This window comes from Paraeggerthella sp., from assembly GCF_048427265.1.
Classification (GTDB): Bacteria; Actinomycetota; Coriobacteriia; order Coriobacteriales; family Eggerthellaceae; genus Paraeggerthella; species Paraeggerthella hominis.
Genome location: NZ_DBFOSR010000008.1, coordinates 1 through 21,377 on the forward strand (window position 1 = coordinate 1; position 21,377 = coordinate 21,377).

General features: G+C 63.8%; 20 protein-coding genes and 1 pseudogene. 5 read left to right on the top strand and 16 right to left on the bottom strand.

Annotated features, from left to right (window positions below):
* Nucleotides 1–190 (top strand): annotated as a pseudogene (locus ACMNI9_RS00870) (DUF1697 domain-containing protein); the annotation flags it as partial.
* 35 nt (nt 191–225) lie between these two features.
* Here ACMNI9_RS00870 and ACMNI9_RS00875 read toward each other — a convergent pair.
* Entirely contained in the window at nt 226–1,191 is a 966-nt protein-coding gene (locus ACMNI9_RS00875; protein WP_225749311.1) for a DMT family transporter, read from the bottom strand.
* Nucleotides 1,188–4,673: a transcription-repair coupling factor gene (gene mfd / locus ACMNI9_RS00880; protein WP_418830378.1), complete on the bottom strand. Its 3,486-nt coding sequence runs from the start codon at nt 4,671–4,673 to the stop codon at nt 1,188–1,190. The genes ACMNI9_RS00875 and mfd overlap by 4 nt, the downstream gene beginning before the upstream one ends.
* Before the next feature lie 512 nt (nt 4,674–5,185).
* Between mfd and nth the strand changes: the two genes are divergently transcribed.
* Both nth and ACMNI9_RS00890 read left to right on the top strand, forming a co-directional pair.
* The gene (gene nth, locus ACMNI9_RS00885) at nt 5,186–5,848 is read left to right on the top strand and encodes an endonuclease III (protein WP_225749314.1); all 663 of its coding nucleotides are present in this window, start codon (nt 5,186–5,188) and stop codon (nt 5,846–5,848) included.
* Between the two features lie 58 nt (nt 5,849–5,906).
* The gene (locus ACMNI9_RS00890) at nt 5,907–7,049 is read left to right on the top strand and encodes an aldo/keto reductase (RefSeq protein ID WP_418830381.1); all 1,143 of its coding nucleotides are present in this window, start codon (nt 5,907–5,909) and stop codon (nt 7,047–7,049) included.
* A 19-nt stretch (nt 7,050–7,068) separates the two neighbouring features.
* Here the strand turns inward: ACMNI9_RS00890 and ACMNI9_RS00895 are convergent, their stop codons facing one another.
* From ACMNI9_RS00895 to ACMNI9_RS00920, 6 genes are all read right to left on the bottom strand, one after another.
* Entirely contained in the window at nt 7,069–7,485 is a 417-nt protein-coding gene (locus ACMNI9_RS00895; protein WP_418830384.1) for a PaaI family thioesterase, read from the bottom strand.
* A gap of 113 nt (nt 7,486–7,598) precedes the next feature.
* Nucleotides 7,599–8,147: a flavodoxin domain-containing protein gene (locus tag ACMNI9_RS00900; RefSeq protein ID WP_418830386.1), complete on the bottom strand. Its 549-nt coding sequence runs from the start codon at nt 8,145–8,147 to the stop codon at nt 7,599–7,601.
* Nucleotides 8,144–8,833 (bottom strand): TetR/AcrR family transcriptional regulator, encoded by a 690-nt coding sequence (locus ACMNI9_RS00905; protein WP_418830388.1) that lies wholly within the window; start codon nt 8,831–8,833, stop codon nt 8,144–8,146. Before ACMNI9_RS00905 ends, ACMNI9_RS00900 begins: the two co-directional genes overlap by 4 nt.
* A 174-nt stretch (nt 8,834–9,007) precedes the next feature.
* Complete coding sequence (locus tag ACMNI9_RS00910) at nt 9,008–9,430, bottom strand: DUF488 family protein (RefSeq protein WP_114565877.1); 423 nt, start codon at nt 9,428–9,430, stop codon at nt 9,008–9,010.
* A 160-nt stretch (nt 9,431–9,590) separates the two neighbouring features.
* Nucleotides 9,591–10,142 carry a hydrogenase maturation protease gene (locus ACMNI9_RS00915; protein WP_258552546.1) on the bottom strand — a complete coding sequence of 184 codons (552 nt, stop codon included), beginning with the start codon at nt 10,140–10,142 and terminating at the stop codon, nt 9,591–9,593.
* Nucleotides 10,139–10,567, bottom strand: a complete 429-nt coding sequence (locus ACMNI9_RS00920; RefSeq protein ID WP_114565878.1) for a viscotoxin-A3 — start codon at nt 10,565–10,567, stop codon at nt 10,139–10,141. Before ACMNI9_RS00920 ends, ACMNI9_RS00915 begins: the two co-directional genes overlap by 4 nt.
* 97 nt (nt 10,568–10,664) lie before the next feature.
* Here ACMNI9_RS00920 and ACMNI9_RS00925 point away from each other — a divergent pair, with 97 nt between their 5' ends.
* Nucleotides 10,665–11,222, top strand: coding sequence for an NADPH-dependent FMN reductase (locus ACMNI9_RS00925; RefSeq protein WP_114565879.1), 558 nt, complete (start codon nt 10,665–10,667; stop codon nt 11,220–11,222).
* A gap of 120 nt (nt 11,223–11,342) precedes the next feature.
* Here ACMNI9_RS00925 and ACMNI9_RS00930 read toward each other — a convergent pair whose 3' ends face one another.
* The 3 genes from ACMNI9_RS00930 to ACMNI9_RS00940 are packed head-to-tail and all read right to left on the bottom strand — an operon-like array spanning nt 11,343 to nt 14,907.
* Nucleotides 11,343–12,041, bottom strand: a complete 699-nt coding sequence (locus tag ACMNI9_RS00930) for a cytochrome b/b6 domain-containing protein (protein ID WP_114565880.1) — start codon at nt 12,039–12,041, stop codon at nt 11,343–11,345.
* Nucleotide 12,042: 1 nt separating this feature from the next.
* Nucleotides 12,043–13,689, bottom strand: a complete 1,647-nt coding sequence (locus ACMNI9_RS00935; protein ID WP_216528634.1) for a nickel-dependent hydrogenase large subunit — start codon at nt 13,687–13,689, stop codon at nt 12,043–12,045.
* 6 nt (nt 13,690–13,695) lie between these two features.
* Complete coding sequence (locus ACMNI9_RS00940) at nt 13,696–14,907, bottom strand: hydrogenase small subunit (RefSeq protein ID WP_114565882.1); 1,212 nt, start codon at nt 14,905–14,907, stop codon at nt 13,696–13,698.
* A gap of 360 nt (nt 14,908–15,267) precedes the next feature.
* On the opposite strand from ACMNI9_RS00940, the gene pheA reads away from it, so the two are divergent.
* Entirely contained in the window at nt 15,268–16,119 is an 852-nt protein-coding gene (gene pheA, locus ACMNI9_RS00945) for a prephenate dehydratase (protein WP_114565883.1), read from the top strand.
* 175 nt (nt 16,120–16,294) lie between these two features.
* Here the strand turns inward: pheA and ACMNI9_RS00950 are convergent, their stop codons facing one another.
* From ACMNI9_RS00950 to ACMNI9_RS00970, 5 genes are all read right to left on the bottom strand, one after another.
* On the bottom strand, nt 16,295–16,876 hold the full coding sequence (locus ACMNI9_RS00950; protein WP_216528635.1) for a manganese efflux pump MntP family protein: 582 nt from the start codon (nt 16,874–16,876) through the stop codon (nt 16,295–16,297).
* Nucleotides 16,877–17,149: 273 nt separating this feature from the next.
* Complete coding sequence (locus ACMNI9_RS00955; protein ID WP_216528636.1) at nt 17,150–18,028, bottom strand: adenine glycosylase; 879 nt, start codon at nt 18,026–18,028, stop codon at nt 17,150–17,152.
* Complete coding sequence (locus ACMNI9_RS00960; RefSeq protein WP_114565886.1) at nt 18,019–18,600, bottom strand: RrF2 family transcriptional regulator; 582 nt, start codon at nt 18,598–18,600, stop codon at nt 18,019–18,021. Before ACMNI9_RS00960 ends, ACMNI9_RS00955 begins: the two co-directional genes overlap by 10 nt.
* A 3-nt stretch (nt 18,601–18,603) precedes the next feature.
* A complete protein-coding gene (locus tag ACMNI9_RS00965; RefSeq protein WP_114565887.1) occupies nt 18,604–20,154 on the bottom strand; it encodes a ribonucleotide reductase subunit alpha in 1,551 nt (516 codons plus the stop codon).
* A 172-nt stretch (nt 20,155–20,326) separates the two neighbouring features.
* Nucleotides 20,327–21,118, bottom strand: coding sequence for an HAD family hydrolase (locus ACMNI9_RS00970; protein WP_114565888.1), 792 nt, complete (start codon nt 21,116–21,118; stop codon nt 20,327–20,329).
* Nucleotides 21,119–21,377: the final 259 nt, after the last annotated feature.

A 21,377-nucleotide genomic window follows, 5' to 3' on the forward strand; every position in this document is an offset into this window, starting at 1 on the left:
CCTCCACGAAATAGGAGAACCTAAAGAAGGGCTGGAGCGGATAGAGCATTACCGGAACGCTATCTTTTGGTCGTTCGATCGCAAAGAGTACCGCAAGACCAACTGGTGGTCGAAGACCGCGAGTGCGCGCATAGGCGGCAAGCTGACGATCAGGACGGCGAACACCGTCAGGAAACTGGCCGGGATGTAGCGCAACGCGTCAAGCTTCATGCTGAAAGACAGCGTTTAGCGGTCTTGCCCTTCGGTTGCGGCTTCTTGCCCGGTAACCAGAAACACCATGGCAACCATAAGCGCGAAGCCCGCCCAATCGGCGCCCGTGAACACCGTTCCCAGCCAAAGCGCCGCGAACACCGTAGCGCCCAGCGGCTCCATCGTCCCCAGCAGGCTGCCCTTCACCGGGCCCACCACCGACACGCCATGCAAATACAGACCGTACGCCGCGAACGTGCCCACCGCGATGATCGCCGCGACCACCGCCCAGCCGGCCGCGTCGAAGCCGGGAACGACCGGCGGCTGGCCCCAGGCCGCGCCCGCCAGCCACATTCCAAACGCCGCCAACCCGCCCGCGAACATACCCAGCCCCGTTACGGGCAAGCTTCCCCACTGCGCGAACAGGCGCTTCGGATACACGATGTAGAACGCGACTGCCAAGCCGTTTGCAACGCTCCACAGCAGGCCCTCAACCGGCACCGCGAACGCTCCGGGATCGGCCTGCGTGGCGATAAGCCACGTTGCCGCCATCGCCAAAACCAAGCCGATCAGCTCGCGCCGCTGCGGCAGCTTCCTTGTAGACAAGCACGCATACAGCATGACGAACACGATGCCCATGCATTGCAGCACGGTAGCCGTGCCGGCATTCGTGTACTCGACGACGATCGTGTACGTGATCTGAGAAGGATACAGCCCCACCACGCCCAGCACCGCCAAACGCGCCAAAGTCGCCCGATCGCGCAACATCGCCAGAACGTGCGCGCGCTGGCGAACCAGCAGCACCGCCAAGAACAGCAAGCCCGCCCCCAGCATGCGCGCCGCCGTGATGAACGCGGGAGAAGCCCCGTACCCCGCGATCAAAAACTGCGCGCACGCCCCCGAGAACCCCCACAGCGACGCGCCCACCAAAGCAGCCGCGATCCCGCGCCAGAAACGTTGGCGGAAAAACGCCTCGCCCGCCCGCACGGCCTCGCCCGTCACTTCGCCAGCTCTTTCAGAAACTCGGCGACCGGCCCCAGAAGGTTATCGCCCTCGTCAAGCTTAAAATAGCGCAGGGGCAGTTGGAGCTTGCGCTTGTCGGCCAGGTAGCGTCCGCCCGCACGGCGCAGCGGCGTCATCTGGTCGCGCGACACGTCGATCGGCTCCACCACCAAGCGACCCGCCGTCACCGAAACGGTCTTGATGTGATGCTCGTTCGCAAATGCCTTGATGCGCGCCTTCTCGAACAGGTTCTTCGCGGCCTGCGGCATATCGGGCCGCTTGTCGGCCATATCCTGGTACACGTCCTCGACGGCCTGCTCGGTCGCCGCCGACGCGATCTTGCGGTACCACAGCACGCGCTCGTCCGCCTCCGGCACGTAGTCCTCGGGCAGGTAGGTATGGCCCGGCACGTTCACCGTGATGTCGGACAAGGCCGGCGGCAGCTGATCGACGGCCTTCAGGTCGCCCTCGCGCGTAGCCGTCACGGCTTGAGCGAGCATCTGAGCGAACAGGTCGAAGCCGACGGCGGACATGTTGCCCGACTGCTCGGCGCCCATGAGGCTGCCCGCTCCGCGTATCTCCAGATCGCGCATGGCGATGCGCATGCCGCTGCCCAAGTCGGTATGCTCGTTCAACGCCGTCAAGCGCGCGGCAGCCTCCTCGGTAAGCTCCATGTGCTCGGGGAACATGAAGAAGGCGTACGCCTGCGTGGACGACCGGCCCACACGGCCCTTGAGCTGGTACATCTGCGCCAAACCCAAGCGCTGCGAGTCCTCGATGATGAGGGTGTTCGTATGCGGGTTGTCGATGCCGCTCTCGATGATGGTGGTGGCCACCAGCACGTCGAGCTCGCCAGCGCTGAAGTCCTCCATGACGCGCTCCAGCTGCTCGCGCGTCATCTGGCCGTGAGCCACGCCCACGCGCGCCTCGCCCGCGGCAGCCGTCACGCGGCGCACGGCCTCGTCGATCGAGCGCACCCGGTTCGACACGTAGTACACCTGCCCGCCGCGCGCCAGCTCGCGCCGAATAGCAGCGCTCACCACGTCGGGGTCCCATTCGCCCACGTGGACCTCGACGGCGCGCCGCTCATCGGGCGGCGTGAGGATCAGGCTCATGTCGCGAACCCCTGAAAGCGACATCTGCATGGTGCGCGGAATGGGCGTTGCCGAAAGCGTCAGCACGTCGATGGATTCGCGCAGGTTCTTCATCTGCTCTTTGTGGCCCACGCCGAAACGCTGCTCCTCGTCGATGATGACCAGGCCCAGATCGTGCGGGTTCACGTCGCGGGAGAGCAGGCGATGCGTTCCCACCAAAACGTTCACGCTGCCGTCGGCGAAGCCCGCAAGCGCCGCCGCCTGCTGGGCCGGCGTGCGGAAACGCGAGAGCACTTCCACCGTCACGCCAAACGGCTCGCAGCGCTCCTTGAAGTTGGTGTAGTGCTGCTGCGCCAAAATGGTGGTCGGGCACAGCACCATCACCTGCTTCGAATCCTGAGTCGCCTTGAACGCGGCGCGCAGGGCCACCTCGGTCTTGCCGAAGCCCACGTCGCCGCACACTAAGCGATCCATCGGCTTGGCCGACTGCATGTCGGCCTTCACGTCGGCGATGGCGGCAAGCTGGTCGGGAGTCTCCTGGTACGGGAACGCCTCCTCCATCTCGCGCTGCGCCAGCGTGTCGGCCTCGAAACGGTAGCCCTGCACCGTGGCGCGGCGCGCGTACACGTCCACCAGATCGAAGGCGAGCTTCTTCGTGGCGGCGCGCGCCTTCTTCATGGCGCGCGACCAATCGGCCGTGTTCAGGCGAGTAAGCCGCGGGCTCGCTCCCTCCGGACCCACGTAGCGCGTCACGCGGTCCAGCTGCTCCACCGGCACGTACAGCTTGTCGCCTTCCGAATACTCCAGCAGCAGGTAGTCGCGCGCCGTGCCGTCCACGTCGCGGCGCACAAGCTCCTTGAAGTGGGCTACGCCGTGGGCGGCATGCACCACGTAATCGCCCGGCTTGTAGGGAAACGTGATCTCCGTGATGTCGACGTGCCTGCTCGGACGCGCCGTCGACGCGCCCTGCGTATCGGACACGCTGATCACCGCAAGCTTGGCCTTCGGTATGATCATGCCCAGCGGCACGTCCACGTCCACCACGTTCACCACGCCGCGGCGCAACCGTCGCTTGGCCGCGCCTTCCGTCTCGTTCGGATCCTGCTCGACGTCAAGCGTCTCCTGGATCGGCAGGCCGTGGTCCACGAACGCCAGCTTCATGTCCTGGCGCGCCCGGAAGTTCGGCGCGCTGAACACCGTCGTGTAGTCGGTGTCCACCAAGCTGCGCAAACGCCCGAACAGCTTGTCGGGATGCCCCGCTACCTCCACGCGCTTCACGGGAAGCTCGTCGTCCACGTGCCCGCCCACGCGCATGATGGATACGTAGGTTGCGCGCTGGCCCTCCCCGAAGCTGACCGCGCCGGGTTCGGCGTACAGCCCCTTGAGGGCGATGCCCGTGCCCTTCGCGCGACCCGCGATGTCGTCATAGGCATGCGTCATGTCGTCGAACAGGGAACGCGGCTCCACCAGCACCGAAAGCGCGTCGCGACGAAGATAGGCGCCCAGCGTCACAGTCTCGTTGTACAGGTAGGGCAGCAGCATGTCCGACCCGTCGAAGCGCAGGCCCCCGTCCAGCTTCTCCAGCGCATCGCGTAAAGCGGCATTCATCTGAGCTGGGCGTTCGAGCTTCTTGCGGGCTCGGGCAAGAGCGCTTTTCGAGCACGAGAACTCCATCACGGGATACGCCTCCACGCGCGCAAGCGCCTGAATGGTCTGGCCCGTGGAGGGCACGATGCGCCGCACCTCGTCCAGCTCGTCGCCGAAGAAGTCCAACCGAACCGGGTACACCAGGTTTCCCGGGTACACGTCGATCGTGCCCCCGCGAACGGCGAAGGTGCCCGGCCCGTCAAGCTCGCCGGTGTTGCGGTACCCGCGCTCCTCCAAAGCGAGCGCCACGTCCTCGAAGGAAGCGATGCCCGCCGCGTCGGCGCCCTCCATAGCGCCCAGTTCCTTCCCGGCCTCGAACACAACCGGCGTTGCAACCGACGAGCCGGCCGGAGCCAGCATGCGCACGAGCGAACGGGCGCTTGCCACCACCACGACCGGCCGTCCGGTCGAAAGCGCATGCACGGCCTCCATGCGACGCGCCACGATGCTCGCGTCGCTGGGCTTGGGATTGAACGGATAGTCGGTTCGCTCGGGAAAGCGGACGACACGCTCGTCGCCCAGATAAGCCGCCACGCTGCGCGCGAACGACACCGCCGCGTCTTCGCCCGCCACCACGACCAGGGTCGTTTGCGGCCTGTGCGCGAAACGGGCGGCAATCAGGAAGGGGCGCGCCGAGTTCGCCACGCCGAGCGCGCCGTCCTCGCCCGCGTCCAGCTTGTCCCAAAACGCGTCAAGGCACCCGGATTTCTCCAATGCGAACGTGAGCGAGTCGATGAGCATGGTCGTTCCCTTTTCTCTATCCGAGCAGCACGAAAAGCCGCGATGGGCGGCTTGCAGCTTTGTTGCGTATGCGCCCGTCGCACAGCGCGCGCACGAGCGTCGACCAGTGTACCTTAAAGCCCGCGCGGAAGGCGCGGGCAACCGGCCGCAACCGACAAAGAACATCGATGCAAACCGCAAGCCGCTCCCTCGCCTTCGATTCGTCCGCTCCGCGAACAGGCAGTTTGCACCGGCGGATCGAGCCGCTGCCAAATCGAGCGAGTTTTGCGGCGGTTTTTCGCCTTCCTGAGCAAAATGATCGAAGGACGTTTTTTATCATGCCTGGTCAAAGACTTGCGCACTCGCTTTATTCTTGATTGAGGACCAGCAAAACTCGTTCGATTTGACACGATCTCGAAACCAGCCGGCCAGCGAAGCCGAAAACACCCGCAGCCCGTCTTGCAAGCAGACACCAACCCGAAAGTTCACTATACTTGACCGCATCCGAATCGCATCCTGCAAAGGAGGATCCCTTGCCCCGCGAAACCGTGAAAGCGAAACGCGAGCGCGCCATCGAAATCGCGCAGCGCATGAACGAGCACTACCCCGCCGCCGAATGCGCGCTGCATTACTGGGGCGACCCGTTCAAGCTGACCATCGCCGTGCTGCTGTCCGCCCAAACCACCGACAAGGGCGTCAACAAGGTAACGCCGGCGCTTTGGGAACGCTACCCCACCGTAGCCGACCTGGCGTCCGCCAATCCAGCCGACGTCGAAGAGATCATCCGCACCATCGGGTTCTACCGCACGAAAGCTGCGAACGTGGTCAAGTGCGCGCAGCTGGTGGTGTCCGAGTACGGCGGCCAGATCCCGCGCGACATCGACGAGCTGCAGAAGCTTCCCGGAGTGGGCCGCAAAACCGCGAACGTCGTGCTCAACGAGGCGTTCGGCATTGTCGAAGGCATCGCCGTGGACACGCACGTGTTCCGAATCGCGCACAAGCTCAAGCTTGCAGGACCCTCCGCCGACACGCCCGCGAAAACCGAGGACGCGCTGCTCAAGCTGTATCCTCGCGAATGGTGGGGTCCCATCAACCACCAGTGGGTGCTGTTCGGCCGCGAAACCTGCATCGCACGGCGGCCGAAATGCGGCGAGTGCTTCATCTGCGACCTGTGCCCCAACTGCGGCAAAGCGTAGGCTCGGGCGGACGGGAAACGACGCCCGAAAAGGAATCGAGCAACAAGGGGGAAACCACATGCGCTATCGCAAACTGGGCAACACCGGCTTGGAAGCGAGCGAGATCGGGTTCGGAGCGGAGTGGATGGAGCGCAAGTCCGCCAGCGAGGTGCAAGCCGTCGTCGACGCCTGCATGCAGGCCGGCATCAACATCTTGGACTGCTGGATGGCCGAGCCCGCCGTGCGCAGCAACCTGGGAAAGGCCATCGCAGGCAACCGGGATCGGTGGATCATCCAAGGTCACATTGGATCCACCTGGCAAAACGGGCAGTACGTGCGCACGCGCGACCTCGACCTTGCGCGCAACGCCTTCGAAGACCTGCTCGCGCGCCTGGCAACCGATCACGTGGAAGTGGGCATGATCCATTACGTGGACGACCTTGCCGAGTTCGACCAGATCATGAACGGACCGTTCTTCGCCTACGTGCACGAGCTCCAGGAAAGCGGCGTCATCGGCCATATCGGACTGTCCACACATCGCCCCGACGTGGCGCAGGCGGCGGCGCGCTCGGGCAAGATCGAAGTCATCATGTTCAGCGTGAACCCGGCTTTCGACCTTTTGCCGGCCACGACCAGCCTGGAAACGGCATTCGCCTTCGACTACGACGACGCGCTCGAAGGCATGGACCCCGTTCGAGCCGAGCTCTACGCGCTTTGCGAACGGGAGGGCGTGGGGCTTACCATCATGAAAGGATACGCAGGGGGGCGCCTGTTCAGCGCCGAGGCTTCGCCGTTCGGCGTGGCCCTCACGCCCATCCAGTGCATTCACTACGCGCTCACCCGGCCCGCCGCAGCCAGCATCCTAGCCGGATTCGACACGCCAGCGCACGTTGCCGACGCCGTGCGCTACGAAACCGCGAGCGACGCCCAGAAGGATTACGCGACCGTTCTGGCAGGCGCCCCCAAGCATGCCTACTACGGCCAGTGCACCTACTGCGGACATTGCGCCCCCTGCCCCTCCGGCATCGACATAGCCATGGCGAACAAGCTCTACGACCTGGCGACCGTCCAAGGCGAGGCCCCTGCATCGGTCAAGGCGCACTACGACGCCCTCGACGCCACGGCTGCGGACTGCATTGCCTGCCGCGCCTGCGAGCCCCGATGCCCCTTCGGCGTGCCGATCGCCGAGCGCATGGAGAAGATCGCGTTCCTCTTGGGGTAGCGCCCGGATGCTCGGACCGCTATGCCCGCTCAAGCGGCCCGAGCACGAACAGCGTGAACGTGGCCTCGCACACCAACCGCTCCTCGGGCGTTTCGGCCCGGCAATGCGCGATCACCGTGCTGCGACCCTCGTGGGACGTTTTCGCCCTTACGACAAGGGGGCCGGCCCCCACCGCTTTGACGAAGTTGACCGAGCTCGTCAACGCCACGTTGCTCACGCCGCACGAATACGCGGCCATGCCTGCGGCGATCTCGCACAACGTCGCCAAAAAGCCGCCGTGGATGGTGCCGTGATAGTTCAACACCTCCTGCGGCACGTCGAGCCGAAACGCCACGCGCCCCCGCTCGGCTTCGAATATCTCCAGGCTCTCGAGCTCTTTTTGAGCCGTTACGTTCACCATCATCGCATCCGCGATAGCCGCATCGTATCGAATCATGTCGCGCGCTCCTTTCCGTCCGGCCCATTGTACGGCGGCCGGCTAAGCGCCACGATGGGCAATCCCGCGTCGGCGTGGCACAGCGCGCAGCGCGCGCACCGCACGGAGCGGCGCTACGGTCGCACCGCCTCGTCCAGCAGCGACCTCGCGCAGACAACCACGGGGACGATGGCATCCCGATCGGTGCCGTCGAAGCCCTCGCGCATGCCCTCCAGCATCGCAGCGGCTCGCTCGTCGCTTTGCGCCGCCTTCTCCTGAGCCTTGAGAAACAGCTTCATCATAAGCTTGTCGCGTAGGCCCAGCTTGGCGTAGTCGAAGCCTCCGCGCAGGTAGAAGCGCGGCACGTCGTCGAAGTCCGGCGAAGGCAGCGCGCGGGCCAAGCCCTCTTCCACCTGATCGGTCCACTCTACAGGAGTCGCGCCCACGCCAAACACGACGAAGCGGACGTTCGGATGAGCCTTGCGCATGCGCTTCAGCCACGATCCTCCGGCAAGCGAGGCCGCATGGAACCACCCTCCCATGACCACCACGTCGCACGCCGCCACGTCTTCGTCGGTCGCCTGACCGTACGCAACGGCCCGGCATTCCAGATCGTCCGCGATCCACTCGGCGTACGCGCGCGTGAACCCGGTTTGAGATGCGTATGCCACCAAGCACGTCATGAGCGTCCTCTTTCATCAGCTGCTTCCGAAGAACCCGAAGGCGCAGCGGCGCCCGCAGGAGCCTTCCCCGCCGCGCCGTAGCGCCGCAGGAACGACGCCAGGAGCGCGCTCACCTTCGGTTTCGCTTCGTCCCAGGTCATGCCAGCATGCAGCATGAGAAACACCGGGCCTTGAAACTCCAGTGCCATCCGTGCGGCGTCGTCGCGCAGCAGGGTCCCCGTTGCCATTCCATGTTCGAAAGCCGACCGCTGCAAGGCAAGCGGGCGCTCGATGAACACAAGGCGGTACGCCTGCGCAGCGTCCTCGCTCTCGAACTGGCTGATAACGAGCAGGCGACGCAGCTGCCGCAGCGAAGCATCTTCGAAAAACGGCCTGACGGATTCATGCACCTGCCTCTCAAGCGCACGGGGATCGGACGGGTCGTATTCCCGCGGGTCGTCCCCGACGTCGAACAGGACGCCCTTCGGCTGGAACATCGCGCGCAAACGGTCGAGCTCGCGCGCGATGATCGCGTCGAACAGGGCTTGCTTTCCAGGAAAATGGTTGTACAGCGACGCGTCCTTGATGCCCGCGGCCGCCGCGATGTCCCGAACGGAAACCGCATGGAACCCGCGATCGGCGAAAAGCCCGAACGCCTCGTCGAGTATCCGGTCGCGCGTCGGCGCGACCCGCTTGCCTTCCGGCATGATGATCTCCCCTCAAGTAAAACTAGCACTTGCTAGTATAATACCAAGCAAGTGCTAGTTTTACAAGAAGACGGATTGGATGAAGCGGCAGAGGGGTGCAGCCGTCGGGACCGATCCGCACGCCGACCCCAGAACCGCGCCCTTTCCGCGCCAAGCCGAACGGCGCATGGGCGCCTACGATTCCAAAGCCTCCCGAAGCATGTCCGCAAGCACTTCGGTATGGGAGCGGCGCTTGCGCGTAGCCGTGCCGACAAGCGCAACCGATTCGAAATCGCCGTACCGTTCGAAGAACCGCGCGACCGCCGCGCGCTTTTCCATGTCGGCTCGATAGGCGCTCGCGTAAGCTTCCCACCCTATGTTGCCGTTGAAGTAGCGCTCGAGCATAGTGGGAGCCGGAGCGAACAGCTTGTCGTGCGCATACTGCGCATGCGCCACTTTGTCAGCAAAAAACGCCAAGTCATCGCGTTTAGTGAAACCGGAAAGCTGGTTCGTGTTCTTCAGGCGCGTATCAAGCAGCATATCGACCCGCCAGTCGGCCAAACGACCGAAAAAATCCTCTGCCGAAGTTTCGTACGCGCTGATCGTGTGAATAAGCATAGACGTGCATCTCCTTCTAACCGCGCAGCGCGCGATCCTACCGTTTCTCGAAAACGATAGCGCGCATCCCCGCACGCAGGAGAAGCACCAGGCGACCGTCACCGAATCGAAGATGCCGCGTTGACGCGCCGCCACCCCGCAGCGATGCGCAGAACGAACGCTAGCGGAGCGTCTTCGGAGAAAGCGGCGAGCCCAAGCGCGCAAGCTCCCCCGCCACGGTATCGACCAGAAGCGGCAGGGCCGCATGCACGCGCGGCGTCAGCCCGATGGTCACCACGGCGGGCGAGGCGTTCTCCACCTGCATGCCCAAGCACAGGCCTTCCGCCCGGTATCCCAGAAGCGCAGCGGAATCGAACAGGTCGATCAGCTTGAGGTCGTGCAGCGATGCGCTGGCTCCGCTTCGGCGCGCCATGGCATCGGGCTCGAAGCGAAACACCGTGCCCGGCTCGGCATCGGTGCCGTCCACGGCGTCCACCGTGATGATCATGTCGAACGCGCGAACGGAATCGAGCATGTCAAGGCTGAGGCACCCCAAATCGAACAGCTGCACATTCTGGGGAATCTCGTAGCGCTCGATCAGCTCCTCGTATACGGCAGGCCCCACGCCGTCGTCGAGCATGAGCTTGTTGCCCACGCACAGAACCGCGATGGAACGCAAAGCACGGGCGTCGTCGCAGCCCTTCGCAGCATCATCCGCCATCACAGCCGTCACGCCCCTATCGTCGGACGCACGACCAGGTTGTAGTACGTCGCCGCTGCCAGCATGCACAGCCCAATGATCACGCTCGCAACAGCCCAAACGCGCTCGCGCTTCAAGTACGCTTCCTTGTCGACGCCCCGTTTGGCCGCCCGATGCGCAGCGAACGGCTGGGCCACGATGGAAAACGCCACCGTCCCGGCCGTCAACGTCAGCAGCACCAGAACCGCAACGCCGATGGCCAAGGGAGTGCGCTGCGCGAACGCCGCATAGAACGTGTTGTCCGCGAACAGCCAGAGGGGGTAGAACAGAATAGTGGCCCACATGCCGTGCGCCGGCCCCCAGATGGGAGGAAGGAACAACGCGCCCACGTTGACGCGGGGCACGCCTTCCAAGAACTTCTCTTCTTGCGCGATTTGCTCTTCGGTTAATTCAGCCACAGTTCGGTATCCTTTTCGAAACCTTGATGATTCCCTGCCATTATAGTCTAGGAAGCACCCTTCTACGGGAGGGTCCGGCAAAGCGGAAGGAGAGCACATGAACGTACTTGCCATCGTAGGGTCGAGACGCGTGGGCAGCTACAATCTCCAAGTTGCGCAGGCGGCGGGCGAACTGCTGAAACAGCGACGCCCCGACGTAACGTTCACTATTCTGAACTGGGACGACGTCCCCTTTATGAACGAAGACTCCGAGCACCCCGAGCCTCCTGCCATCGCTCGCGTACGGCAAGCCGTTCGCGACGCCGACGGCGTGTGGCTGTTCAGCCCCGAATACAACCACGCTATTCCCGGGCCGCTCAAAAACCTCCTCGATTGGCTCTCACGGCCGGTCAGCGCAACGGAAGGGCCGGTCATCGTAGGCAAGCCCGTAGCCCTTTCAGGAGCCAGCATCGGCATGAGCGGCGCCGAGCATGCGCAAGAGCAGCTTGCCGGCATGCTGAACTACCTCAACGCGCGCGTCATGAACAAGCCCCGCCTCTGCATACCGCACGTTGGCTCGCAAGCCCAAGACGGCGTCCTCAAGCTGGACGCGTCCGCTCCTTACCTGGAACGACAGGCAGACGCCTTCGTCCGCTTCATCGAAGCCGCGCGGTAAGCGCAAGCACAAGGACGAGCACGCACACGCGAGAAGCCCGCCACCGATGAAAAAACCGGGCCGGACCCCTCGAGGGATCCGGCCCGGTTCGTACGTCATACCGCTTTCGACAAAGAGCGCTTACGCCTTCTCTTTGTGATGCAGGTCGTCCTCGCCCACGATCGTGTGCTTCTCGGGATCGTAGACCAAGCCGCCGTGCTCTTTCCAGAAGAACATGAGCAGCGTCGGGGAAATACCCTCGATGTTGGCCAGGTACATGTGGATGAGCATGAAGCAGATGAAGATGTACATCATGAAGTAGTGGATGATGCGCATCGACATGAGGCCGCCCACCAGGTCGGTGCCAGCCGCGAAGAACCCGAGGTTCATCGTAGGAGCCCACAGGGCAAGGCCCGTGTAGAACATGACGATGATAAGGATCGGGATCATCAGGTAGCTGATCTTCTGCGGCACGCCCAGCTTGGCGCCCAGCGGATGGTCCTTCTTCAGGAACAGGTAGTACTTGATCCACGCGCCCAGCTGGTGACGGTTGTCAGCCTGCGGCAGCCACGTCTTGTAGTCCGTAACCTGATAGCGCGTACCGCCGTCCGGAGCGGACTTGACGAAGAACGCCATCAGCACGCGCACGATGCAGTTGATGAACAGCACGAAGCCGCAGAACACATGCACGCCGCGGGCAATGCCCATGAAGAGCGGCCAGAACGGGAAGTGGATAGCGAAGCCGGTGACGATCAACAGGACCATCGCAACCAGGTTGATCCAGTGCGTGATGACGAAGGGCATCGGATGCGCTTCGCGATAATGTGCCAAGTGCGCCATGTTACTTCACCCCCCACGGGCTCGTGACGGTTTCGAAGCTCTTGCCCGTGGCCGGCTCGGTGACGTGCACCGCGCATGCCGTGCAGGGGTCGAAGCTGTGAACCGTGCGCAAAGCGTTGATCGGCTTCTCCACATCGCCCACGGGCACGCCGATAAGCGCCTGCTCCAGCGGGCCCTTCTCGCCGTTGCCGTTCATGGGAGCCAGGTTCCACGTGGACGGGATGATGATCTGGTAACCATCGATCTTGCCGTCTTTGACGGTCTCGCTGTGATAGAGCGCGCCGCGCGGAGCCTCCCAGAAGCCCGAGCCGGCGCCGGTGATGGTGGCGGGCTCGCGGAAGTACTCGCTGTCGCCGCTCTTGACGGCCTCGACCAGCTCGTCGGTCCATTCCTTCATGAGGCCGGCGATGTAGAGCGTCTCGATCTGACGAACGGCGGTACGGCCGAGCGTGGACTGGGCAACGCCGATCTGGCCGGGAGCGCCCAGCGCTTCGAGCAGACCGTCGACGTGCTCCTTGACGAACGGCACGTTGCGCTTGTACGCAGCCAAGATACGGGAAAGTCCGCCGGCCTCGTAAGCCTTGCCGTCGTACGCGGGGCACTTGACCCACGTGTAGCGGTCGTTCACGTCGTAGGACGTGTACTCCGGCTCCGTAACGAAGTACGGAGACGTCATGGTCGCGTCGCCCTTGTACCAGGAGCGGCCCATGTACTCGGTGATGAGGTTTTCCTGCACGTCGGACAGGTTGAGCTTGTCGTCGACGACGCCCATGGGCAGATAGCGATCCGCCATCTCCATGCTCTTGTTCTCGAACACGCCCCAAGCGATGTAGCGACCGCAGCCCTTGCCCCAGGTGAGCGCATCCATGTAGTACGGAGCGATAGCCAAGGTGTCCGGGATCATGGTGGTGGCAACCCAGGTGTAGATCTCGTCGACGAGGCCCTTGAGGTCGTCGAGCTTCTGATCGGTGGGCACGAATGCGGTGCCGCCGGGGATGATCGTCATGACGTGCGGCATCTTGCCGCCCAGCAAAGCGGAAACCTGCGAAGCCTTCGCCTGCATGGTCAGCGCCTCAAGATAATGGGCGGTGCAGATGAGGTCGAGCTCGGGCGGCAGCTGATAGGCGGTGCCGTCCTCGGCGTCGAACCAGTTGCCCGAGAAGATGGACAGCTGGCCGTTGTCGGCGAAGTTCGTCAGGCGCTCCTTCAACACGTTGAAGTCGCTGTTGATGGACGTGCCGGCAGCCTGCGCCAAATCGTACGCGTCGGCCGCATCGGCCTTGAGCGCGTTGAGCGGGTTCACGTAGTCGAGCGCAGCCAGGTTGTAGAACCACAGGATGTGGCTGTGCAGGAACTGCGCGCCCTCGATCAGGTTGCGGATGATGCGCGCATTGTTCGAGATTTTGATGCCGTAAGCCTTTTCGGCGGCAATGGCGGACGCGTGAGCGTGCGACACCGGGCACACGCCGCAGATGCGCTGCACGATCTGCGCCGCATCTTCGGGCGTGCGATCCTGCACGACGAGCTCCATACCGCGGAAGCAGCCGCCGGACACCCAGGCGTCGGAGACCTTGCCGTTCTCGACTTCCATCTCGATGCGGAGATGGCCCTCGATACGGGTGACCGGGTCGATGACTGAACGGGTCATGTAGGCTTACCTCCCTTCCTTATCGTCGTACTTGCCGATGGACTTGTCGGGGTGCTTGGCATCCCAAGCGCGCACCTTCTCGAAGTCCGCACCGCCGTCCATGCGTCCGGACAGCTTCATGCCGAAGCCGTGCACGACCAGGGCGCCTGCCAGGAAGCAGGTGATGCCCAAAGCGATGGTGCCGGGCTGGACCATCCAGTCGCCGATGCGCAGGTCGCGATGGCGCTTGTAGAACGGGGTGTTGACCTCGACCCAGTTCTGGCCCGGATCGTTGGGGTTGGCCTCGCAGCATCCGATGCAGGGAGAACCGGCCTGGACGCACCAGCTGCGACGGTCGTTCCACAGCACGACGCCGCAGTTGGACTTCGTCTGGGGACCACGGCATCCCAGCGGGTACAGGCAGTAGCCCATGGCTTCTTCCTTGGAACCGAACTGGTACACGAACTCGCCGTTCTCGAAATGGCCGCGACGCTCGCAGTTGTCGTGAATGGTCTGGCCGAAGATGCCGACGGGCTTGTTCTGGCTGTCAAGCGCGGGCAGCGTGTTGTCCATGAGGACGACGTCCACCAAAACCGACACGAGCCACTCGGGGTTGGCCGGGCAGCCGGGGATGTTTACCACCGGAACGTTGATGCCGGCCTTCTCCAGATACTGCTGAACGCCCAAGGCGCCCGCGGAATTGGGATGCGCGCCCATCCAGCCGCCGTTGACCGCGCAAGATCCCAGCGCGATGACCGCGTTGGCGTTCGCGGCAGCCTCCTCCAGATGATGCGTGCCCGGAGCATCGGCGACGCGCAGAGCCTGGCCGCCCCATCCCTCCAGCACAGCTCCCTCGTAGATAAGGATGTAGTTGCCAGCTTCGATCGTCTGCGCCTTCGCCTCTTCGACGGAATGACCGGCAGCGGCCGAAAGCGTCTCGGAATAGTTGAGCGAGATCATCTCGAGCACGATCGTAGCCGCGCTCGGCGTCTCAACTTGGGCGAACGACTCAGTACAACCCGTGCACGACGCGCCTTCAATCCAAATGACCGGGTACAACTTACCCTTCGTTGCGCCGATCACGGATTTTTCGAGAGCCTGCGCTATCTTCGGAGCAGCCAGTTCGGACAGCCCGGCGGCAACTGCGACCGCGCCGCAAAGCTTCATGAAATCGCGGCGGCTTACTCCTCGAGCCGCCAGCATATCCTGAAACTCAGATACGGTGGCCTCTTTTCCCATGTGCACACCTCCTCAGGTGCTTCTCGTCTTGCTTACCTGCTTATGCATTCTCCACGACGGTTATGCAAAAATGGAGAAAAGGTGCGCGAGCGCAACGTTTAACCCGCAAATGGCGCGAAAGTGTTACCGCCGTCCGAAGCCGTAACAAACAGTATTCACCATTTCGGCTCATGCTTGCATTTTGATGCAGCATTTGCCGGGTTTCGCCCCCCGCTATGCAAACAGTCCGACGCAAGAAACCAGCCGTAAATCGACGCAAGCGACCGTTCGGTTTCTTGTCGTGCACCACTTCTCCCGTCGCAAAACGGGTATGATAGCACACGATATGCAATGAGAGCCTGAGAACTAGAAGGATTCAATATGACGCTGACAGAAGCTTCTTTCGCCTACCTGGGACCCGCCGGAACGTACAGCGACGAGGCCGCGCGGTCCTTTGCCGCGCGCCTGGGAATCGACGAGCCGAACCTGGTGGAATGCCCGTCTTTCAGCGAGGTGTTCGACTGCGTGGATCGCGGCCGCTGCACCTACGGCGTCGTAGCCATGGAAAACGCCCTCGAAGGTCCGGTGACGGCCACGCTCGACAACTTCGCGTTTCGCAGCTCGGCCACGATCCTCGGCGAAGAAGTGCTCGACATCCACCACTGCTTGCTGGTGCATCCCGAAAGCGACCTTGCGCGCATCAAGACGGTTGCCTCGCATCCGCAAGGCCTCGCGCAATGCCGACGCTACCTGAACGAGCAGCTTCCGGGGCGCGCCACCATCACCACGTCCTCCACCGCGGAGAGCGCGCGCCTAGCCGCATCCGATCCCGAAGTGGCCGGCATCGGCAACTCGTTCGCCGCACAGCTGTACGGAGCGCGCGTGGCCGAGGCGGGCATCGAGGACCACTACGGCAACCAAACCTCGTTCGCGCTCATCGGCCGCCAGGGGCATCCGCCGGTTTTCGAGGGAGAGCGCTTCAAGACCTCGCTCGCGCTGTTTCTGCAAGCGGACAAGGCGGGCGCGCTGCTCATGATCCTGTCCGAGTTCGCCTACGCGGGCATCAACCTAACCAAGATCCAGTCCCGGCCCACCAAACAGGCGCTTGGCGAGTACATGTTCTTCGTGGACCTGGAAGGCAGCGTGAACGACCTGCCCGTGCAAACCGCGCTCAACTGCCTGCGCCTCAAGCTGCGCGAAGTGAAGGTGCTCGGCAGCTACCCGATCGGATAGCGCATCAACCTATGGGAACCGGGGCTGGGGAAGAGACCCGATCGCTCAGACAGTCCCCGCTTCGCTGCGGAACTCGCTTGGCGGACCTCTTCCCCAGCCCCTCCGCCGATCGCGGCCATTCCACCGGGCAGCTCTTCGCTGGCCCGGGTTCTACCTGGAAGGTTCTCGGGAATCGTTAGAACGCCAGTACTCCCAGGTGCTCGAGCAGGATTTTCAGGCCGATGAGAATGAGGACCACGCCGCCTGCGATGGTGGCCGTTTTTTCGTAGCGCGCGCCGAAGCGGTGCCCAACGGCAACGCCGACAAGGGAAAGCGCGAACGTGGTCACGCCGATGACGACCACCGAAGCCACGATATCAACGCGCAGAAACGCGAACGTGATGCCCACGGCCAAGGCGTCGATGCTGGTAGCCACCGCCATCATCGTTAGTTCGCGCAGGTCAAGCCGCCCGTCCACCGCGCAGGACAGCTGCTCGTCATCGTCGCCGTGAAACGAGTCCCACAGCATCTTCGCGCCGATGATCAGCAAAAGCCCGAACGCGATCCAATGATCAACCGGCGTGATGAACTGCTCGAACTGGGTGCCCAACGCCCAGCCGATCAGAGGCATGAGCGCCTGGAACCCTCCGAAGAACAACGCGATCACCAACGCCTGACGCATGTTCAGGCGCTTCATGCACAGCCCCTTGCACACGGAAACCGCAAACGCGTCCATGGACAAACCTACGCCCACCAGCAGCAATTCGACAAAACCCACAGCGCAATCCTCTCGTCCGCCTTCGACCCCAGCAAACCCCGTGCGGCCTCTTCCCCGCATCAGGGCATAAAAATACCGGCGCGCGCCGGTTGCGGAAATGCACGGTGCGACGCCTTCGTCACACCGCGAGTCTTGTCATTTAATGCTGGCCAGCTTCGTCCGAAGCAGTATGTTGACCCAGCCACGCCGTACGGCGCCGACTACTCCCCCACGGGATTGAGGTATTTTACCACAGAGACCCGCTCGCGCGCCCGTCTTTTAGCGGACCGCGCGCTACGCCCGGAAGACGCCTTCTTCTTGGCGGAAGAACCCTTCTCGCATCAGGTCGTTTACGATGGACTCGAACGTCTCGGCATCCACGCCGTCGCGGCCCGCCGCGCGCTCGAACGCATCCAGGCGAGCGGCCAGATCGTCGAAGCCGATGCCCGGCTCGGCCAACACCACGCGCACCAGCTCGGCGCGCTTCTGACGGCGCGACCCGTCGAACGTCGATTGCCGCGCGTAATGGGCGCTGCGCCGCGAGGGATTGGCGACAAGCGTTTTCAGATGCGCGCCGTAATCCAGAAGCGCGTAGTACCAGGCGCGCGCATCGTCTTGCGGGCACGTAGCGGCCACGAGCGGCGTCAATTCCCGATCGGACACCTTGTCGCGCTGGGGGAACACCTCATGCAGAAACACCGTGCGCACGTTCGTCTCAATGTAGATCGAAGGCTTGCCGAACGCGAACGCCATGACGCCGGCCGCCGTAGCCGGGCCGATGCCGGGAAGCTGCTGCAGCTGTTCGGCCGTGTCGGGAAGGGCGCCGCCATGGGTGGCGGAGCATTCCTCGCACGCGCGCTTGAGAGCAAGGGCGCGCCGGTTGTAGCCAAGCCCCTGCCATTGCGCCAGAACATCGGCGGTGCCGGCCGCAGCCAGCGCGTCGACCGTGGGAAACAGCGACATCCAGCGCTCCCAATGCTTCAGCACGCGCGTCACTTGCGTCTGCTGAAGCATGACCTCCGAAACCAAAACCGCGTAGGGATCGTCCAGATAGCGCCAAGGCAGCTCCCGATAGCGCAGCGCGCCCTCTTCGCGAACCTTGGCCTCGAACGCCTCGCGAGCTAACGGAGCGTCGGCGGGCCACGAAGGCGAATCGAAACCCGCTACGCGCACGGCTGCGGGCTTTCCGGGTTCGCGTCGTCCGGAGCCTCGACGGTCAGATGAGCGCAGGAAACCGAGCAGCTTGCCACCCTGCACGCCTCGGGCCGAGCGTCGGCTGGCGCATGCACGGGAGCCTCCTTGCCGCGAGCCTTCGCAAGAGCCGCCTCCACCACGGGATGCGTTGCCCCCAACTCGATCAAATCCTTGAGCGTAATGGAGCCGAAGTAATCGTTGAGCAGGCGATCCGCGCCCTGCCACAGCTTGTTGTACGCACAGGATTTCTGCTTCTCGCAATACTCGGGGTCCAGCACGCACAACGACACGCTCACCGGACCCTGGATAGCCTCCAGGACCTCGAGCAGCGTGACCTCCGCAGGATCGCAATTGAGAGCCAGGCCGCCGCGCGCTCCGCGCACCGTTTTGATAAGCCCGCCCTTGACCAAGTCGTGCTGAATGCTGCGCGCGAACGCGTAAGGGATGTCCTCGTCTTCGGCGATATCGGACACCGACACGTAAGCGTCGCCGCTTTTATAAGCGGCACGAAGTATCCTGCAAGCGTAATCGCAGCGTCGCGTGATGTCCATCGATTATCCCTCTTCCCCTTTCAGCAGGTCCTCCAAGTGCTCGAGGTCGCGGCGAAAATCGCTGATCACCGCGTTTTCAAGCGCACGGTATTCCTCCGAATCGAGCGGCTGGTAGGCCGCCATCTTGTCGAACAGATTGTCCGCCGTCACCGGCACGTAGCGCCGCGCCATAAGGCTTGCCTTGTAGGCTTCCTCCACGGCCTCCCGCGCCGCCATGTAGATGTCGTAGCGAGGCATCTGGGCAGAATAGCGCACGAGGGCCGCCTGGTCGACGCCGCGCAGCGAAGGATGCTCGCGCGCGATCTCCATCCAGATGTCCGCGCGCTCCGACGCCGTGGGAAAATCGATGTCGACGATGGACAGCGGCTCCAGAAGATCGTAGAAGAACGGTTCGATCTCCCCCGCTTCGGACGCAGACGCCAGCACGAACACGTCGGGGTTCTCGACAGCCGAGCGTATGAGGTTGATGGCCTCGCGCGCGCCGCGGGACAAACTTGCCATGAGGAAGCCGCCGAGATCGTCCCCCGCAGGCTCGGACACCGGCGACGCCCACAGGTCAAGATCCTCCAGCAGCAGAACGCCCGCGCCTTCGAAGGCGTTGCGAGCCGCGTTCAACTGGGGCTGGCGGTCGGCCTGGGCCATCACGCACAGGACGGGCATGCCCTGCAGGTTCTCCTCCATGCGCATGCGCAGCGCAGGCAAGCCCAGCTCGCCTAGCGTGGCAACCATGAACCGGTTCGCATCCTCGCGCGCCGGCGAGCGGAACAGCAGCGCGTCGGCGGCGGGCATGCGATCCAGCCCGTGCCGCGCGTTCAGCTGCCTGACCAGCTCTTGGAACTGGGGGTCGCCCTGCATGCCCACCCCGAAATCGCGCATGAGCGCCACTGTTCGATCGTATCCCACCAGCTCTCGATACGTGATGCGCTCGAGCGTGGAAAGAACGGCCGCGCTGTCGGCGTCATGGCCGGTCGCATCCGCGCTTTCCTCCGACGCCGCTTCGACCTCGCCGGAAGAAGACGCGTCTTCGGAACCTGCCGACGCATCTTTTTCGGCGGGCACGGCCGCTTCGGGAGCGTCCTTCGCCTTCCCGGCGCGCTGCGCCGGGGCGGTCACGTGCTCGACGCGCAGCAGGCGCGCGCCGTCAAGGCCCAGAAAGTCCTGCGAGATGAGGTCCGTCATGTCCTCCAGGTCCTCGCGTGAAAGGCCGAACTCCTGCAGCTTGTCGAGAGCCAGGCCCTGCAGCTGCTCGGCGCAGGAGACCGTTTCGTCGGAAGACAGGTACGGCTCCAACCGCTCGAACACGTATTCGGCAATCGAGCGCTCCTTGAGCGCGCAGGCAAGCGCCCACGCCTGCTTGAGGCCTTCGAGCGCCGCCTCGTCGGGCGCCGTGCCGTCGGTGCGGCGCGCCTGCTCGAAAGCGGCAAGGTACAGGTGCATCCCCAGCACCGCATCGCCCGCTGCGCAAGCCTGCGCGGCTCGGCGAAGGTACTCGCTGGATGAATTTTCGTGCTCGTCGTTTTGGCTGGGCGAGCTGTTCGCGTCGTTCTCGAGCATGTACCCAACCTCCTTTGCGTATGGTATCTGCACATCGTGCGCAAAAATGACTATGTTGAGGTCACATTTTACCCGATAGAGACGCATGCGGCGCGGCATGCACTCAAAACCCAAAAACACTGCGGCTGGGAATCAAGGGGCGGGCGAACCGAAAACGCCGAAACCCAAGAGGCTACCAGTCGAGGATGCTCCATCCGCACGCGCGCGCCGTACGGGTGAGCGGGCGGTCCGGCGTGACGGCGAACGCCTGTTTCGCGGCGCCCAAAACCACGCGGTCGGAATGATGGTCGCCGTACGCGGCAGCCAGCTCCCACTTGCCGGGGCCGAAATGCTCGTCGCCGAAGCGCTGCACCGCAGCCAGCTTCTCCTCGCCTTCGACCGGAAGCCCCTCCACGCGGCGCTCGTAGGTGCCGTCAGGAGCAACGCACATGCGCGTGGACACCTGGTGCGCGAAGGGGTGGTGCTCCATGGCGCGCAGGATAATGGGTTCGAAGGTGGCGGAAACCACCAGCACCACGTCGCCCGCTTCCGCATGGGCGCGCATGGCGGCGTCGGCCTGCGGACGGAAAATCGGCGCAATGCTGTGGTCGTAGAAGTCGGCCAGAAACGCGTCGACTTTCTTGGCAGGCCAGCCCTCGAAAGCCGTGAACACCAGCCCGCGCACGCGCGCCTCGTTCTGCGGAAGGCGCAGCTTGTAGGCAGCCGCCCATAGCAGGATGCGCGAGACCACGCGCTTGCGCAGAAGGCCCAGCTTCATGAGATGGGCGACCAGCAAGACCGGGGAGTTGCCGTCAATGCTCGTACCGTCGAAATCGAACACCGCCAACTGCACGGGCGCGTCGGAATCGGTCGACCCCGTTTGGCCGCGCACGCCTGCGGGTGCAACAACCCCCGCGCCCTCCTGATTCGGCTTCGCTTCAACGTTCGGTTCTACGTTCGCGCTCTGATCCCCGCTCCGGGACATGGCATTCCATTCTCATCGTGTCGACGGAGCCGCGCCCTTGGCGCGGCGGACGGGAGCTCGCATGCAGGCCCCCGCCCGCCGCGCGCTACCCCTCGCTCCCGTCGTTGCATGCAACGAATTGAGAATTATACAACTCTGCGTAGAAACCGCCAAGTTCCAGCAATTCATCGTGCGACCCCTGCTCCACGATATCGCCGTCGCGTATGACCAAGATGAGGTCGGCGCGCTTGATGGTGGACAGCCGATGCGCGATCACGAA

Coding starts and splice junctions, on each gene's coding strand:
- mfd (WP_418830378.1), bottom strand. CDS start 4,673: ATGCTCATCGACTCGCTCACGTTCGCATTGGAGAAATCCGGGTGCCTT.
- ACMNI9_RS00890 (WP_418830381.1), top strand. CDS start 5,907: ATGCGCTATCGCAAACTGGGCAACACCGGCTTGGAAGCGAGCGAGATC.
- ACMNI9_RS00895 (WP_418830384.1), bottom strand. CDS start 7,485: ATGATTCGATACGATGCGGCTATCGCGGATGCGATGATGGTGAACGTA.
- ACMNI9_RS00900 (WP_418830386.1), bottom strand. CDS start 8,147: ATGACGTGCTTGGTGGCATACGCATCTCAAACCGGGTTCACGCGCGCG.
- ACMNI9_RS00905 (WP_418830388.1), bottom strand. CDS start 8,833: ATGCCGGAAGGCAAGCGGGTCGCGCCGACGCGCGACCGGATACTCGAC.
- ACMNI9_RS00910 (WP_114565877.1), bottom strand. CDS start 9,430: ATGCTTATTCACACGATCAGCGCGTACGAAACTTCGGCAGAGGATTTT.
- ACMNI9_RS00925 (WP_114565879.1), top strand. CDS start 10,665: ATGAACGTACTTGCCATCGTAGGGTCGAGACGCGTGGGCAGCTACAAT.
- ACMNI9_RS00930 (WP_114565880.1), bottom strand. CDS start 12,041: ATGGCGCACTTGGCACATTATCGCGAAGCGCATCCGATGCCCTTCGTC.
- ACMNI9_RS00935 (WP_216528634.1), bottom strand. CDS start 13,689: ATGACCCGTTCAGTCATCGACCCGGTCACCCGTATCGAGGGCCATCTC.
- ACMNI9_RS00940 (WP_114565882.1), bottom strand. CDS start 14,907: ATGGGAAAAGAGGCCACCGTATCTGAGTTTCAGGATATGCTGGCGGCT.
- pheA (WP_114565883.1), top strand. CDS start 15,268: ATGACGCTGACAGAAGCTTCTTTCGCCTACCTGGGACCCGCCGGAACG.
- ACMNI9_RS00960 (WP_114565886.1), bottom strand. CDS start 18,600: ATGGACATCACGCGACGCTGCGATTACGCTTGCAGGATACTTCGTGCC.
- ACMNI9_RS00965 (WP_114565887.1), bottom strand. CDS start 20,154: ATGCTCGAGAACGACGCGAACAGCTCGCCCAGCCAAAACGACGAGCAC.
- ACMNI9_RS00970 (WP_114565888.1), bottom strand. CDS start 21,118: ATGTCCCGGAGCGGGGATCAGAGCGCGAACGTAGAACCGAACGTTGAA.